The 15086-nt window shown below is 72.1% G+C and carries 13 protein-coding genes and 2 pseudogenes; 1 reads left to right on the forward strand and 14 read right to left on the reverse strand.

Annotated elements, in window-relative coordinates:
• Nucleotides 1-24: 24 nt before the first annotated feature.
• From AQI70_RS11030 to AQI70_RS11095, 14 genes and pseudogenes are all read right to left on the reverse strand, one after another.
• Nucleotides 25-555, reverse strand: coding sequence for a GNAT family N-acetyltransferase (locus tag AQI70_RS11030; protein ID WP_062147002.1), 531 nt, complete (start codon nt 553-555; stop codon nt 25-27).
• Complete coding sequence (locus AQI70_RS11035) at nt 555-1142, reverse strand: helix-turn-helix domain-containing protein (RefSeq protein WP_062147004.1); 588 nt, start codon at nt 1140-1142, stop codon at nt 555-557. The genes AQI70_RS11030 and AQI70_RS11035 overlap by 1 nt, the downstream gene beginning before the upstream one ends.
• A 46-nt stretch (nt 1143-1188) precedes the next feature.
• Nucleotides 1189-2091: a LysR family transcriptional regulator gene (locus AQI70_RS11040; protein ID WP_003996232.1), complete on the reverse strand. Its 903-nt coding sequence runs from the start codon at nt 2089-2091 to the stop codon at nt 1189-1191.
• Between the two features lie 38 nt (nt 2092-2129).
• The gene (locus AQI70_RS11045; protein WP_037885725.1) at nt 2130-3323 is read right to left on the reverse strand and encodes a glycine C-acetyltransferase; all 1194 of its coding nucleotides are present in this window, start codon (nt 3321-3323) and stop codon (nt 2130-2132) included.
• A gap of 32 nt (nt 3324-3355) precedes the next feature.
• On the reverse strand, nt 3356-4384 hold the full coding sequence (gene tdh, locus AQI70_RS11050) for an L-threonine 3-dehydrogenase (RefSeq protein ID WP_062147006.1): 1029 nt from the start codon (nt 4382-4384) through the stop codon (nt 3356-3358).
• A gap of 216 nt (nt 4385-4600) precedes the next feature.
• Nucleotides 4601-5793: pseudogene (locus AQI70_RS11055) on the reverse strand (Gfo/Idh/MocA family protein).
• Nucleotides 5790-6365 carry a GAF domain-containing protein gene (locus AQI70_RS11060; RefSeq protein ID WP_003996236.1) on the reverse strand — a complete coding sequence of 192 codons (576 nt, stop codon included), beginning with the start codon at nt 6363-6365 and terminating at the stop codon, nt 5790-5792. The pseudogene AQI70_RS11055 and the gene AQI70_RS11060 overlap by 4 nt, the downstream one beginning before the upstream one ends.
• Before the next feature lie 60 nt (nt 6366-6425).
• A complete protein-coding gene (locus AQI70_RS11065) occupies nt 6426-7025 on the reverse strand; it encodes a GTP-binding protein (protein ID WP_037885726.1) in 600 nt (199 codons plus the stop codon).
• The gene (locus AQI70_RS11070; RefSeq protein WP_003996238.1) at nt 7003-7374 is read right to left on the reverse strand and encodes a DUF742 domain-containing protein; all 372 of its coding nucleotides are present in this window, start codon (nt 7372-7374) and stop codon (nt 7003-7005) included. Before AQI70_RS11070 ends, AQI70_RS11065 begins: the two co-directional genes overlap by 23 nt.
• Nucleotides 7375-7376: 2 nt before the next feature.
• Nucleotides 7377-7811, reverse strand: a complete 435-nt coding sequence (locus AQI70_RS11075) for a roadblock/LC7 domain-containing protein (protein ID WP_062147008.1) — start codon at nt 7809-7811, stop codon at nt 7377-7379.
• 1058 nt (nt 7812-8869) lie between these two features.
• A pseudogene (locus tag AQI70_RS11080) lies at nt 8870-10555 on the reverse strand (sensor histidine kinase); the annotation flags it as partial.
• Nucleotides 10556-11220: 665 nt separating this feature from the next.
• On the reverse strand, nt 11221-11880 hold the full coding sequence (locus AQI70_RS11085) for a dienelactone hydrolase family protein (protein ID WP_062147010.1): 660 nt from the start codon (nt 11878-11880) through the stop codon (nt 11221-11223).
• 59 nt (nt 11881-11939) lie between these two features.
• A complete protein-coding gene (locus AQI70_RS11090; RefSeq protein ID WP_062147012.1) occupies nt 11940-12326 on the reverse strand; it encodes a DUF2267 domain-containing protein in 387 nt (128 codons plus the stop codon).
• 131 nt (nt 12327-12457) lie between these two features.
• Nucleotides 12458-13663 (reverse strand): MBL fold metallo-hydrolase, encoded by a 1206-nt coding sequence (locus tag AQI70_RS11095; protein WP_062147014.1) that lies wholly within the window; start codon nt 13661-13663, stop codon nt 12458-12460.
• A gap of 188 nt (nt 13664-13851) precedes the next feature.
• Between AQI70_RS11095 and AQI70_RS11100 the strand changes: the two genes are divergently transcribed.
• Nucleotides 13852-15030: a Glu/Leu/Phe/Val dehydrogenase dimerization domain-containing protein gene (locus tag AQI70_RS11100; RefSeq protein ID WP_062147016.1), complete on the forward strand. Its 1179-nt coding sequence runs from the start codon at nt 13852-13854 to the stop codon at nt 15028-15030.
• Nucleotides 15031-15086 lie beyond the last annotated feature (56 nt).

Here is a 15086-nt window from a genome sequence, read left to right on the forward strand (position 1 = left end):
CACCGTAGCGGCTGCCACTGACAATCACCTGGTGAGAGCGGCTGCACCCACGTACTTGTAGTAGATCGTCGTCGGCCGCAGCACCCCGGCCGGGCTCGCCGCGTAGTCGGGGATCACCCCCGCCCGGGTCCAGCCGGCCGAGCCGTACAGGCGCTCGGCGAGGCTGTCGGTCTCCGTGTCCAGGTGGAGCAGGGTGACTCCCGCGCGGGCCGCCGCCTCTTCGGCGGTCGTCAGGAGTCTGCGGCCGAGGCCCTTCCCGCGCGCGTCCCGGTGCACCATCAGCTTGACCAGTTCGGCACGGTGGCGGCTGTTGGGCTTGTCGGAGAAGGCCAGGCCGACCGTGCCGACCGTTCGCCCGCCCTCACAGGCCGCCCACACCGCCAACTGCCCGGCGGCAACGGCGCCCGCGCGCTCCTTCCACCAGGCCATGGCCGCCGTACGGTCGAGGGGAGCGAGGAATCCGATGGAGGCGCCGTCCTCCACGGTGTCCACCAGAAGGCCGGTCAAGTCCTCTGCCCGCTCCAGCAGTCGGGCCTCGTCCAGGCGCGTCACCATCACGGCAGCACCACCACCAGCGCATACCGCACCGCCTCGGGCCCGGCACACCGGAAGCGCGTCGCCCCCCACACCCGCATCCGCAGACAGTCACCGGCGACGAGATGGTGCTCGGTCTCCTGAACCGTCACGTCGAGCGCCCCTTCCAGCACCCAGATGTGCTGCTCCAACCCCGGCACGGGCGGCCGGTCGTACGCGATGTCGGCGCCCGAAGACAGCCGCCCCTCGACGAGTTCGGCACGCAGCCCGGCGTGCGGCGGTGACACGGACCGCCGGACGAATCCGGAGGCGCGGTCCTCCCAGACCGGCTGCTCGGCCGCCCGTACCACCAGCGCCGGCTCGGACTCGACCTCGCTGAGCAGCTGGGACATGGTCCGGCCGTAGACATGGCACAGGCGGTTCAGCAACGAGGCGGTGGGACTGATCTCCGCCCGCTCGGCCCGGGACAGGGTCGAGCGGCTCACACCGCTGCGTTCCGCCAACTCCCCCAGGGACCAGCCGCGTTCGGCCCGCAACTCGGCCAGGCGGGCACCGAGGCGGGCGTCGACCGCGTCCGGGGATTCGCCGACATCTGCGCTTTGTTTCATATCCGGGACGTTATCCCATATCTGAAACAGCGGTGTTACGGGAAGCTCACTCCCCCGCCGCCTCCCCGAGCGCCTCCAGCACGGGCCGGATCAGCGGATGTTCCTCGGCGCCCCTGCGTATGGCCGCGAAGACCCGGCGGGTGGGCGCCACCCCGTCCACGGGCCGTACGACGACTCCCGCCAGATCCATGCCGCGCAGGGCCGAGCGCGGCACGAGGGCCACGCCCGCGTCGGCCGAGGCGAGGGCGACGACCGCGCGGAAGTCGTCCGAGGAGTGTTCGAGGCGAGGCTGGAAGCCGGCGTTCTCGCAGGCCAGCACGACCACGTCATGGCAGGGATTGCCGGGGTACGGGCCGATCCAGGCGTCCTTGGCCAGCTCGGCGAGCGGGACCTCGTCGGCGTCGGCGAGCCGGTGGGTGACCGGGACGACCGCGTCGAAGGGCTCGGCGTAGAGCGGTACGTGCGTGAGGCGGGGGTCGTCGGCGGGCGGCGCCCCGCGGTACTCGACGGCGACCGCTATGTCGACCTGCCGGTCGAGCACCATCGGCAGACTGGCATCGCCCTCGGCGTCCTGGACGCGGATACGGATACCGGGGGACGTCGAGGCGAGGCGGGCCACCGCCGGCGCCACGACCAGGGCGATGCCGGTCGCGAAGGAGGCCACCGTGACCGTGCCGGCCGCGCCCGAGCTGTACGCCGCCAGCTCGGCTTCGGCCCGCTCCAGCTGGGCGAGGACGGCGTTGGTGTGACTGAGCAGGATCTCGCCGGCCGGGGTCAGCCGGACGCCCTTGGCGCCGCGCTCCACCAGGCGGTGACCCGTCTCCTGTTCCAGGGCCGTCAGCTGCTGGGAGACCGCCGACGGGGTCAGATACAGCGCGGCGGCAGCCGCCGTCACCGTGCGGTGGTCGGCCACCGCACGGAGGATGTGGAGCCGCCGCGCTTCGATCATGGGATCGATTATCGCAATATGTCGGGGTCGCCCGGAGGTCAGGCTTCCAGTTCCGCCCGGGCCGCCACGAAGGCGTCGACGGCACGGTTGACGTCGTCCGTCGAGTGCGCGGCGGACAGCTGGACACGGATGCGGGCCTGGCCCTGCGGCACGACCGGGTAGGAGAAGCCGATCACGTACACGCCGCGCTCCAGCAGCAGCTCCGCCATGCGGCCCGCCTTCGCCGCGTCGCCGATCATCACGGGCGCGATGGCGTGGTCGCCGGGCAGGATGTCGAAGCCCTCCGCCGTCATCCGGCGACGGAAGAGCGCCGTGTTCTCGGCGAGGCGCACCCGCAGGTCGTCCGCCGACTCCAGCAGGTCGAGCACCTTCAGGGAGGCGGCCGCGATCACCGGGGCCAGCGTGTTCGAGAAGAGGTACGGCCGTGAGCGCTGGCGCAGCAGGGCGACGATCTCGGCGCGGGCGGCCACATAGCCGCCGGAGGCGCCGCCGAGGGCCTTGCCGAGGGTGCCGGTGATGATGTCGACGCGGTCCATGACGCCGTGCAATTCGGGGGTGCCGCGCCCGCCGGGGCCGACGAAGCCGACCGCGTGGGAGTCGTCGACCATGACCATCGCGTCGTAGCGGTCGGCGAGGTCGCAGATCTCGCGGAGGGGGGCGACGTAGCCGTCCATGGAGAAGACGCCGTCGGTGACGACGAGGCGGCGCCGCGCGTCGGACGCCTCCTTCAACTTCGCCTCCAGGTCCGCCAGATCACGGTTGGCGTACCGGAAGCGGCGGGCCTTGGACAGGCGGATGCCGTCGATGATCGACGCGTGGTTCAGCGCGTCGGAGATCACCGCGTCCTGCTCGCCGAGGAGCGTCTCGAAGACACCGCCGTTGGCGTCGAAGCAGGACGAGTACAGGATCGTGTCCTCCTGGCCGAGGAACGCCGAGAGCCTGGCCTCCAGCTCCTTGTGCACCTCCTGCGTGCCGCAGATGAAGCGCACGGAGGCCATGCCGTAGCCCCAGCGGTCGAGGGCCTCGTGGGCGGCGGCGATCACCTCGGGGTGGTCGGCGAGGCCGAGGTAGTTGTTGGCGCAGAAGTTCAGGACCTCGCCGGGTCGGCCGCCCGCGGAGACGTTGACGGTCGCGGACTGCGGGGTGTCGATGACGCGCTCGGGCTTGTGCAGGCCGGCGGCGCGGATCTCGTCGAGGGTGGCGCGCAGGTCGTCGCGCACGGAGTCGAACATCATCAGTCCTTGAATTCAGTTCTTGGGTGTCGTCAGAGGGTCCAGTCGAGGATGACCTTGCCGCCGCGGCCGCTCGCCGCGTCGGCGAACGCCGCCTCGTGGTCGCGGAAGCCGTACCGGCCGGTGATCACTGGGGCGAGGTCGAGTCCGCCCTCCAGCAGCACCGACATCGCGTACCAGGTCTCGAACATCTCGCGGCCGTAGATGCCCTTGATCGTGATCATGGAGGTGACGATCCGGGACCAGTCGACCGCGAACTCCTCGGTGGGCAGGCCGAGCATCGCGATACGGCCGCCGTGCGTCATGTTGGCGATCATGTCGCGCAGCGCCTCGGCGCGGCCGGACATCTCAAGGCCGATGTCGAAGCCCTCCCGCAGGCCCAACTTCCGCTGCCCGTCGGCGATGTCGGCGCCCGAGACGTTCAGCGCGAGGTCGACACCGATCTTGCGCGCGAGGTCCAGGCGCTCCTCGCTGACGTCCGTGACGACGACGTTGCGGGCACCGGCATGGCGGGCGACGGCGGCGGCCATCAGGCCGATCGGGCCCGCGCCCGTGATCAGCACGTCCTCGCCGACCAGCGGGAACGACAGCGCGGTGTGCACCGCGTTGCCGAACGGATCGAAGATCGCCGCCACGTCGAGGTCCACCGTGACGCGGTGCACCCACACGTTGGACGCGGGCAGGGCGACGTACTCGGCGAAGGCACCGTCACGGCCGACACCGAGACCGACCGTGGCCCGGCACAGATGGCGCCGCCCGGCCAGGCAGTTACGGCACTTGCCGCACACCAGATGGCCCTCGCCGCTGACCCGGTCGCCGATGGCGATGTCGGTGACGTCGCGACCCGTCTCGACGACCTCGCCGACGAACTCGTGCCCGACCACGAGCGGGGTGCGGATCGCCTGCCGCGCCCAGCCGTCCCATGACCGGATGTGCAGGTCGGTGCCGCAGATGCCGGTGCGCAGCACCTTGATCAGTACGTCGCCCGGTCCGACGGCCGGTTCCGGAACGTCCGCGAGCCAGAGCCCGGGCTCCGCCTTCTCCTTGACCAGCGCCTTCAACGCTACGGCTCCTGTGGGTGAGTCCCGGCCCACGGACATGCCGAAGGAGCCCGTGGCCAGGGAGAGGGGTGGAATCGCGTAGCAATCTGCCGTACGGCGGCGCCCCGGTCCATCGAGGATTTCTTAAGCGGCGCCACAGCTTTCCTTCACGCCCTTCCCCCGCGCCCCTCCCATGCCACGCGCCCGCGCCCCCTCACGCGACGCGCCCGTGCTCCCTCACGCGATCTGCCCGTCCTCGAAGTACGCGATCAACTCCGGCTCCAGCGGCGGCACTTCACGTACGCCACCTCCCGTGCGAAGCCACTCGGTCGCCCCGAACCCGGCCGCCACCGCCATCCGCGCGGCCACCGGTGAGGTGTCGGTGCGCCCTCCCTGTCGTACGAACCGCACGAACTCGTCGATGATCAGCGGGTCGGCGCCGCCGTGCCCGGCGTCCTCCGCCGCATCCGGCACCGGATACTCCGTGTCGGCCCGCGCGCGGTGGAGTGAGCGCCGGGAGTTCCACACCCGCACCACCGCGCCGGGCCCGTCCCCGAAGTTCTCCAGACGGCCCGCGTCGCCGATGACGGTGTAGTTGCGCCAGTAGTCAGGGGTGAAATGGCACTGCTGGTAGGCGGCCAGCACCCCGTTGTCCAGGCACATGTTGACCAGGGACACATCCTCGACGTCGATCACCGGGTTGAGTGCCCGCTGGCTGTGCGGCGGCCAGTGGCCGTCCTCCGTGTACCAGTCGGCGGTCTTGGGCTCGCCGGGGGCCCGGCGGTGCGGGTTGCCCCGAACGCCTGTACCTGGCGCGTGTACCCGCCCGTGAGCCAGTGCACCACGTCGATGTCGTGGGCGCCCTTCTGCAGCAACAGGCCGGTGGTGTACCGGCGTTCGGAGTGCCAGTCCTTGAAGTACCAGTCGCCGCCGTAGCCGACGAAGTGGCGCACCCAGACGGTCCTGACCTCGCCGATCTCGCCGCGCGCGACGATGTCGCGCATCAGCCGGACCACCGGCATGTGCCGCATGTTGTGCCCGACGTAGAGCCGGGTGCCGGTCTCGCGGGCGGTGCGCAGGATGCGGTCGCAGCGCTCGACGGTGATGTCCAGGGGCTTCTCGACGAAGACGGGCTTGCCGGCGCGCAGGGCCGCGCAGGCGAGGTCGGCGTGGGTGTGGTCGGGGGTGAGGACGAGCACGGCGTCGACGTCCGGGGCGTCGATCACCTTGCGTGGGTCGTCGACCGTGCGCACTCCGGGGATACGGGCCGTGGCGTCGTCCCGTCGTGCCGGGTCGGGGTCGGCGACGACGGTCACACGTGCGCCGTGGCCGGGGCGGTGCGCGGTGCGGGCAAGGGCGCCGCGCAGGCCGAACCCCAGGACGCCGAGACGCAGGTCCGTGGTGTCCCCGTTCCTGGGAGGGCCGCTCACAGCGGCAGCCCGTCGGCCGCCCGCCGCTCCAGCCGCGCGACGAGTTCCGCCGCCGACGCCTTGATCGTCTCCAGCCCGGCCCTTCCCCACGGTCGCGGCTCCACGTCGACGACGCTCACCGTGCCCAGCGCCATCCCCGTGGAGTCGATGAGCGGGGCGCCCAGATAGGAGCGGACACCGAACTCGTCGACGATCGGGTTCCCCGCGAACCGCGGATAGTCGCGGACGTCCTCCAGGACCAGCGCCTTGCGTCGGACGACCACATGGGGGCAGAACCCATGGTCGCGCGCCAGATGGCGGCCCAGCTGCGGCTTGGCGTCGTCGGCCCGCACAAGGGTCATGGCCTGCCGCACATGCAGGCCGGCGAAGAACTGCCGGTTCTCGCCGATGAAGTTGACCATGGCGTAGGGCGCCCCGGTGAGCTCGGCGAGCTGGTCCGCGAAGACGTCCAGAGCCGGGTCCGGGTGCTCTCCCAGGCCCAGTCCGAGCAGCCGCCGGGCGCGGGCGGGGGCCTCCTTGTCCTCGGGGGTGAGCAGCAGGCGAGCGACCGGGCGGGGTGGGCCGTAGCTCATGAGCGGATTCCGTCGCTGTGGGCGTACGTCATATGCGGCTCCGTGCCTTGTGTGCGGATGTCACATGTGGGCGCCGTGGCTCGGCGCGTGCGCCGGCGTGTGGGCGATGAGGTGTCGTACCAGGGTCAGCAGGGTCTGGACACCGGAGCTGGAGATCCGGGCGTCGCAGCGGACGATGGGGATCTGCGGGTCGAGGTCGATGGCGGCGCGCACCTCCTCGGGGTCGTACCGGTAGGAGCCGTCGAACTCGTTGATCGCCACGATGAACCCGAGGCCCCGCTCCTCGAAGAAGTCGACGGCGGCGAAGCAGTCCTCCAGGCGCCGGGTGTCGGCGAGGATGACCGCGCCGAGCGCGCCCTCCGAGAGCTCGTCCCACATGAACCAGAACCGCTCCTGTCCGGGCGTGCCGAACAGGTACAGGACGTGTTCCGGGTCGAGTGTGATACGGCCGAAGTCCATCGCCACTGTCGTCTCGACCTTGTTCTCGATGCCCTCGAGGTTGTCGGTCGCGGCGCTGACGGTGGTGAGCAGTTCCTCGGTGCTGAGCGGCGCGATCTCGCTCACCGCGCCCACGAAGGTCGTCTTGCCTACCCCGAACCCTCCCGCTACCAAGATCTTCAGCGCGGTGGGGAAGGGGTCAGAGCTGTCGTCGTAGTCCATCGAGCACTGCCTCCAGAAGGGCCCGGTCAGTCGGGTTGTGGTGGAACTCGGGGGGCTTGGTGGTGAGCGCCCCGCAGTCGAGGAGGTCCGACAGCAGCACCTTGGTGACCACCGCCGGCAGCTTCAGGTGGGCGGCGACCTCGGCGACCGAGACGGGGGCGCGGCACAGGTCGATCGCCTGCTCGTGCTCGGGGCCGAGGTAGCCGAGGGGGGTCGCCCCGGTGGCTCTCACCTGCGACATGAGGTCGAGCGCGATGGTGGGCCGGGTACGGCCGTTGCTGACCGTGAAAGGGCGCACCAGCCGTCCGGCCGCGTCGTCGAGCCAGGGCCCGTCGCCGGCCGCCGTCACGTTCAAGGCCTCATCGCCGACGGTTCGACGGAGTGCTGCCGGGGGGCGGTGACCAGGTAGGGGCGGACACTCTTGACCAGCATCGCCATCTCGTAGCCCAGCACCGCCGCGTCGGCCTCGCGGCCGGCCAGCACGGCGAGACAGGTCCCGGAGCCGGCTGTGGTCACGAACAGCAGGGTCGAGTCGAGCTCGACGACGACCTGGCGCACGTCGCCGCCGTCGCCGAAGCGGACCCCGGCGCTGCGGCCGAGGGAATAGAGGCCGGAGGCCAGGGCTGCCATGTGGTCGGCGCTGTCCGGATCGAGGCCGTGAACCGACTTCACGAGCCCGTCACAGGAGAGGAGTACCGCGCTGGTGGTGTGCGGTACGCGCTGCACGAGGCCGCTCATCAGCCAGTCGAGATCGGAGACATGGGCCGTCGGCGCGTCGCTCGCCATGATGGATCGACTCCTTGAGGTACGAAGGTCTGCGGGAGCGCTGGGGGTGGGAGTGCTCGTCCAGGTGGACTCGGAGCTGGTCATGGGCGTGGTCATCCGGCTGGTGCGCTCCCGTCGTGCCGGGTGGTGTGGTCCATGGGCGATACGTCCATGGGTGGCCGGGTGGTCATGGAGGTCACGTCTGTGTGGAGTGCGTCCAGGGAGGTTGGGCGCAGGCCTGTGGGCTGCGGGCTCCCCGTGTCGAGGCTCGTCGGCTCCAGGCGGATCGACGCCGGGCGCACGGACTCCAGGCGGGTGGGCTCGGAGGACGTGGGGTCCAGGCGGGTCGGCTCGGACTCGGGCGACATCGGGTCAGGGGTGATGGGCGTCGAGGGGGTGTAGGCGGATGTGCTCGGGCGTGGGGTGAGGGTGTGTGCCGAGCCCATGTGGCCGAAGTCCATGTGCCCCGAGTCCATGTGGCGTCCGTCCACGGGACCTGAGTCCATGTGGCGTGCGTCCAGGGGACCCGACTCCATGTGGCGGGCGTCCGCGTGGCCCGAGTCCATGTAGCACGTGTCCATGTAGCGCGTGTCCATGTGGCCCGACTCCACGTGGCCGGACGTTGTGTGGCCGGACGTTGTGTAGCCGAAGGTCGTGGGGCTCACCGTCGTGTGGCCTGACGCCGTGTGCGGGGCATCCATGTGGTCTGCTGCCCCAGGCCGCGTGTTCATGGACCCGCCGCCGCTGTGACCCGGTTCCCCGCGGTCCGATTCCCGCCGCCCCGACTCCGCGGATCCGCCGACCGTGTGCGCGCCGCCCATGGGCTCGGCACCCATGTGCCCGCCACCCATGTCTTCTGCGCCCGTGTCCTCGGCGCCCATACGCCCGGGCTCCACATGCCAGGCCTCTACATGCCCGGCATCCAGGTGTCCGGCCTCCAGATGCCCGGAATCCCCATGCGCCGACTCCATGTGAGCCGACTCCATGTGCTGCTGCGTCTCGGCGAGTCCGATGCCCCGCTGGAAGGCCGCCATCAACCCGGGGTCATGCCCGGCGAGGTGGTCGGATTCCTGGCGCGGTGCGGGGCCGCCACGGAGCTGGGGCGCGATGTGTTCCTGGGCGCGGCGCCGGGGCAGCTGGGGCTTGCCCATGGTGCCGCGGACGGTACTGGTGCGCGGGGTCGGCGGTGCGACGGTGTTCTCGGCGAGGAGCCGGCGTTCGTCGGGCCTGATGCCGGGCACGGCCTCCGACGGGTTGGGCCGCTCCTCCTTGGCGCCGCGCACGGGCAGCGGTGCCGGCCCGCTGCCGTCCGTCCTCGCGTCCGCGCCCCGTCCGCCGGTCCGCGGCTGCTGCCGACGCGGCGTCCCCGGCGACGCCTCGGCCGCGCCCCGCTGTCCGCCCTCCGATGCGGCCGGGGCGGCCGACGCGGGCTGCCGATGCTGCTGGGGCGGCACCGGGGTCTGCTGCGCAGGTGCCTGCGAGGTGGTGTGCGGAGGCACGGCCGTGCCCGCCGCTCCCTGCGGTTCCTGCGTGCGCGCCGCGCCTCCGCGGGCCCCCGGCTCCCTGCCCAACACCCCTTGCGGCACGACGAGTACGGCCTGGACACCGCCGTAGATGTTGGTCTGCAGGCGCACCTGGATGCCGTGCCGCTTGGCGAGCTGGGACACGACGAACAGCCCGATCCGCCCGTCCGCCAGCAGGCTGGCGACATTGACCTGGTCGGGGTCGGCGAGCAGGGCGTTCATACGGTTCTGCTCGCCGACGGGCATGCCGAGCCCGCGGTCCTCGACCTCGACGGCGAGCCCGGAGGTCACGAGGTTGGCCCGGAGCAGAACCTGGGTGTGCGGGGCGGAGAAGACCGTGGCGTTCTCGACGAGTTCGGCCAGCAGGTGGATGACGTCGGCGACGGCGTGCCCGCGCAGGGTGCCGTCGATGGGCGGCACGAGTTTGACCCGCGAGTACTGTTCGACCTCGGCGATGGCCGAGCGCAGCACCTCGGTCATGGAGACCGGGTTGCTCCACTGCCGGCGGGAGACGGCGCCGCCGAGCACGGCGAGGTTCTCGGCGTGGCGGCGGATGCGGGTGGCGAGGTGGTCGACGTGGAAGAGGCCCTTGAGCAGGTCGGGGTCCTCGATCTCGTTCTCCAGCTCGTCGAGGATCGAGATTTCGCGGTGCACGAGCGACTGAAGGCGCCGGGCGAGGTTGACGAAGACCTCGAGCTTCTGTTCGCTGCCCGCCTGGCTGGAGAGCTGGGAGGCCTGGACGACGGCGGTGACGGCTCCGTCGTGGGCGCGGGCCAGGTCGGCGGCGAGCAGTTCGAAGTCGTCGGCGCCCTCTGGCGGACCGCTGCGCGACTTGCGCTTCGGCGGACCGTCACCGCGCCGAAGCGCCTCGACGAGGGCCCGTAGATCGGCCTCGCCGCGTGCGCTGCTGCGGCGCAGGGCGCCGATGCGGTCGCTCACGGACTTGGCGGTGCGGCGCGCGGCGACCGCGGCGATCAGGATGGCCGCGAACGTCACCGAGACCGCCCCGGCGAGCACGCTCCACAGGGTGAGGCTGGGCCGTGGTCCCGTGGTGCGCACGACGAACAGCACGGCCGCGCAGGCGCTGAGGGCCACCGCGATGGGCGGCAGCACGGCCAGCCGCAGCAGTTGGGGCCGTATGTGGGTCTCGGGCAGCGCGGGCGCGGTGCGGGCGGCCGGGCGCCCGTGCCGCCCGCCCTCACGGCGGTCTGCGCGTGCGGCCGGGGCGCGGAGTTGAGACATCGGGGTCCTCGTACTGGTCCGTCGGTCGGGGCCTTGGGGAGTGCGCGCGGTCTGCGCGGCCCGGGGCATGCGCCATCGTGATGTCGGTCGACGGAGCCGATGAGTTCGGCTGCGTGTCGCCCGACGGACACTCACAGTAGTCGGCTCCGCATCATGTGCGGGGGGCAGTTGACAAAGTCCCGCAGGCAGCGTCCCGCTCTGGTATGAGGGCTCGTACGACAGACCGATAACCCGCTCCACCGTTCGCCCACAGGGAGCAGTCGAACGATCAGACCTGGTCAGAAGTGGTCACGCGGAGAAGTCGAGGCGTCCGGCACTCCCTTCGCCCCGGCCCTCGCCGACCCTCTGTTTCCGCCCCCGTGCCCACCCCGGCCGAGACGATTCAGCACCCAGCACGCCCCACACCCCGACCGTCCGCACTTCACCGGCCGTAGCGGCGCACATCGCACGGCGGGCGCCCCGGACGCGCTCCCACACGCCCCGCACGAACCGTCCCGCAGGGGCGCGCGAACTGTGGTGACCGCCCGCACCGTGCGCACCGCGCAGTCGCCGAGGCGGCGCCAGGCCGCCAGGGCGGGAACCCGGCGCGGCGCCCGAGGGGAGCAGGACCGCAACCGAGGGCACACCACACCGGCCTCGCCCGCTCACCACACCGAGCTCGCCGCTCACCCCTCCCGAGCCGAGCGCAGCCGCTCGTCGCACCACTCGCGGGTCGCCTCCGCGACCTGCTCCAGCGCACCGGGTTCCTCGAAGAGATGCGTGGCGCCCGGCACCACCCGCAGCGCGTGCGGCGCGTTGAGACGCCGGCCGGCCTCCTCGTTGAGGCGGAGCACCTCCGGGTCGTCACCGCCGACGATGAGCAGGACGGGCGCCCGTACGGCGTCCAGGGCATCGTCGGCGAGATCCGGGCGTCCGCCGCGGGACACCACGGTCAGCACCCGATCCGGCCGCTCGGCGGCTGCCACCAGGGCCGCGCCCGCGCCGGTGCTGGCGCCGAAGAGGACGACGGGCAGGTCGCGGGTGTCGGGCTGACCGCCGAGCCAGTCGATCGCCGCCACGAGGCGACGGCCCAGGAGGGGGATGTCGAAGCGATACTCGGCGGTCCAGTCGTCGCGGCGTTCCTCGTCCTCGGTGAGCAGGTCGATCAGCAGGGTGCCCAGCCCCGCCTTGCGCAGCTCGGCGGCCACCCATCGATTGCGCCGGCTGTGCCGGGAGCTCCCGCTGCCGTGCGCGAACAGCACCACGGCCCGCGCCCGGTCGGGCACCACCAGATCGCCCGGGAGTGCCGCGCTGTCGGCGGGGACCCGGACCAGTTCGGAAATCATCGAGATCAGCTTCTTCCGTGCGCCATGGCTGGGGGCACGGCCCGGTGAGCGCCGTGCGGTCAGGTCAGTTCCGCATGGCCGAAGAGTTCGGCGTACCGAGCCGGAAGCCGGCTGATGATCTTGTTCAGCTCGCCTCCCGACACCGTCTCCCCCAGCACGGTGAGCACGGCCTCCGCGTGGGCGCGGGCGGCCTCCTGGTCGTCGCCGGACGCGACGGCCACCTGGCGCACGAACTCCCCCACGCCCCAGGTCCGTCCACGATCGCCCACGTCCGTGAGCGCGGCGCCGATCCCCGTCGGCAGCTGGTCCGCCAGGTGCTCCGCCACGGCCGGTTGCAGCCGTGCGCCGAGGGTGCTCAGCACGGCCTCGGTGACGCGTGCCGCCTCGTCCAGATCGTCGTAGGCGCCCCGCGCGCGTACCGCGGCCAGGAATTCCTTGTACGGCATGGGCCGCTCCTCGACGTCGGCCGGATGGGAGTCGTGGCCGGGCAGAAACGCCCGGGCGCTCCTTCCCGGACGCGCCCGGGTACCCGCCCCCGAGTCGGCTGAACCGCGCCCGGCCGTCGTCTGGGTACCGGTCAGTGTCCGCCCGCGAGGTCGAGGTCGCTCTGGGCGACCGCCGCGCCGTCCGGCACCGACGCGACCGGCGGCCATGCGGGCCACCCCTCGGCGGGCGCCTCGGCCACATCGCGCCACCACGGCGTCACCGGCGGCACCGCGCCCGGCTCGAAGGGCTCACCGCAGCGCGGAGCCGCCATCGTGACCCCGGCCTTGTGGGTGGCCCGCATCGTCCACTCCCCCGGCTCCGCCCAGGGATGCGTCGCCAGATTGAAGGTGCCCCAGTGGATCGGCAGCATGACACCCGCACCCGGGTCGCCGCCCTGCAGGTCGAGGTGGGCCCGGACGCCCTCGTCGGGCGTCATGTGGATGTCGGGCCAGAAGTCCGAGTAGGCGCCGATCTGGATCATCGTGGCGTCGAACGGGCCGTGCTCGGCGCCGATGTCCTTGAAGCCCTCGAAGTAGCCGGTGTCACCGCTGTGGTAGATCCGGTGCTCCGCCGAGGCGACGGCCCAGGACGCCCAGAGGGTGTGCTGGGTGTTGCGCAGTCCGCGGCCGCAGAAGTGGCGGGCCGGGGTGGCGGTCAGGGTGAGTCCGCCGACCTTCGTCGTCTCGTGCCAGTCCAGCTCGCGCAGCCGGTCGGCGGACACGCCCCAGTGTTCGAGGTGGGCGCCGACGCCGAGCGGTACGGCGAAGAGCGTGTCGGTGCCGGCCAGTGCCTTGATCGTGGGCAGGTCGAGGTGGTCGTAGTGGTCGTGCGAGATGACGACGACGTCGACCTGGCCGAGCGCGGCGAGCGGCAGCGGGACGGGGTGCAGCCGCTTGGGCCCGGCGAAGGGGAACGGGGAGCAGCGCTCGCCCCATACGGGGTCGAAGAGCACCCGGTGACCGTCTATGTCGGCGAGGACGCTGGAGTGCCCCAGCCAGGTCAGGCGCAGCCCGGTGGCGGGCGGCTTCGCCAGGTCGGCGTAGGTGGTGGGGTGCACCGGCACGGTCCCCTTCGGGGCGCGGCGGGGCCGGGTGTCCTTGTCGAAGAAGACCTTGGCGAACTCCAGCATCGAGCCGGAGGGGCGGGTCCGGGCGGCGCCCCCGGGGTTCTGGAAGACCCCGTCCCGGAAGTGCGGCGATCTGCGGATGCGCGCCATGCGCTCCCCGCTCGGGTCCACACCGAAGGCCGCGGGCCGCAGGGCGCGAAGCCCGGGGCTCGGGGAACGGAAATCGGCCACGGTACCTCCAGGTGGAGTCGGTGAGGGGTTCCATTATGGTCGGCCCCTCCGACAACGCCGGTTGCCCCGGGAAAGCTTCCTCCCCACCGAACACCTGTGCCGCATTGACATGTCCTCGTCTCGTTTTGATACTGACTCATCGTTCAGTAACCGCGCACCCGCGCGGGCCCGTGGCCCCCGGAGACCCCATGACCACCCCCCTGCTCTCGCTCACCTGGACCGACGACGTCACAGGGCGCCAGGGCTTCCTGGTCGTCGACCGGCTGGTGCGCGGCGTCTCCAGCGGCGGGCTGCGGATGCGGCCGGGCTGCACGCTGGACGAGGTCGCCGGGCTCGCCCGGGGCATGAGCATGAAGGAAGCCCTGCACTACGACCCCGAGGCCCGGTACGTCCCGCTGGGCGGCGCCAAGGGCGGCATCGACTGCGATCCCCGGGACCCGGAGGCGTACGGGCTCCTGGTGCGCTACCTGCGGACCATGCGGCCGTACGTCGAGAGTTTCTGGGCCACGGGCGAGGACCTGGGCCTCACCCAGGCCGTGCTCGACCGGGCGGCGGCCGAGGCGGGGCTCGTCTCGTCCGTCCAGGCCGTGTATCCGCTGCTCGACGACGAGGCCGGCGACCGGCAGCGGCTCGCGGACGCGTTCGCGGTCGAGGTGGACGGATTCGGGCTCGACGAGCTGGTCGGCGGCTGCGGAGTGGCCGAGTCGGTGCTCACGGCCCTGGACCGGGCGGGTGTGCCGTACTGGAGAACGCGGGTCGCCGTGCAGGGACTTGGGACCATGGGCGGGGCCACGGCACGCTTCCTCACGCGCGCGGGGCTCGCGGTCGTGGCCGTCGCCGACATCAAGGGCACGATGGCCAACCCGGCCGGCCTCGACATCGAGCGCCTGCTGGCGGCGCGGGACGCGTACGGCACCGTCGACCGCGCCGCGCTGCGCCCGGGCGATCGCGAACTGCCGGGCGAAGCCTGGCTGTCGGCGGAGGCGGAGGTGCTGGTGCCGGCGGCCGTGTCGTACGCGATCGACGTGGCGAACCAGGGCCGGATCACCGCCCGCTGGATCGCCGAGGCGGCCAACATGCCCGTACGGCCGGAGGCGGAGGTGCTGTTGGCCGCGCGGGGTGTCACGGTGCTGCCGGACGTCGTGGTCAACTCGGCGACGAACGCCTGGTGGTGGTGGACGCTGTTCGGCGACATCGCGGCGGACGCGGACGAGGCGTTCGCCCACACGCGACGTTCGATGCGCGCCCTGACCGACCGCACCCTGGCCCGCGCCGAGACCGACGGGACGACGCCCCGGGCCGCGGCGCACGCCATCGCGGCGGAACGGCTGCCGGTGATCGCCGAGCGTTTCGGCCGGCACAGGTGACTGCCGTGGCGGCAAAGGTCACCAGCAGGTTCACAGCCGGCCGCCGTGAGGCACCC

It is taken from the genome of Streptomyces curacoi (assembly GCF_001513975.1).
Taxonomy (GTDB): Bacteria; Actinomycetota; Actinomycetes; order Streptomycetales; family Streptomycetaceae; genus Streptomyces; species Streptomyces curacoi.

Excerpts from the sequence above, each read along its gene's own strand:
- AQI70_RS11100 (WP_062147016.1), top strand. The coding sequence starts at position 13,852 with ATGACCACCCCCCTGCTCTCGCTCACCTGGACCGACGACGTCACAGGG.
- AQI70_RS11075 (WP_062147008.1), bottom strand. The coding sequence starts at position 7,811 with ATGGCGAGCGACGCGCCGACGGCCCATGTCTCCGATCTCGACTGGCTG.
- AQI70_RS11090 (WP_062147012.1), bottom strand. The coding sequence starts at position 12,326 with ATGCCGTACAAGGAATTCCTGGCCGCGGTACGCGCGCGGGGCGCCTAC.
- AQI70_RS11065 (WP_037885726.1), bottom strand. The coding sequence starts at position 7,025 with ATGGACTACGACGACAGCTCTGACCCCTTCCCCACCGCGCTGAAGATC.
- AQI70_RS11030 (WP_062147002.1), bottom strand. The coding sequence starts at position 555 with ATGGTGACGCGCCTGGACGAGGCCCGACTGCTGGAGCGGGCAGAGGAC.
- AQI70_RS11060 (WP_003996236.1), bottom strand. The coding sequence starts at position 6,365 with ATGAGCTACGGCCCACCCCGCCCGGTCGCTCGCCTGCTGCTCACCCCC.
- AQI70_RS11035 (WP_062147004.1), bottom strand. The coding sequence starts at position 1,142 with ATGAAACAAAGCGCAGATGTCGGCGAATCCCCGGACGCGGTCGACGCC.
- AQI70_RS11040 (WP_003996232.1), bottom strand. The coding sequence starts at position 2,091 with ATGATCGAAGCGCGGCGGCTCCACATCCTCCGTGCGGTGGCCGACCAC.
- AQI70_RS11085 (WP_062147010.1), bottom strand. The coding sequence starts at position 11,880 with ATGATTTCCGAACTGGTCCGGGTCCCCGCCGACAGCGCGGCACTCCCG.
- AQI70_RS11045 (WP_037885725.1), bottom strand. The coding sequence starts at position 3,323 with ATGTTCGACTCCGTGCGCGACGACCTGCGCGCCACCCTCGACGAGATC.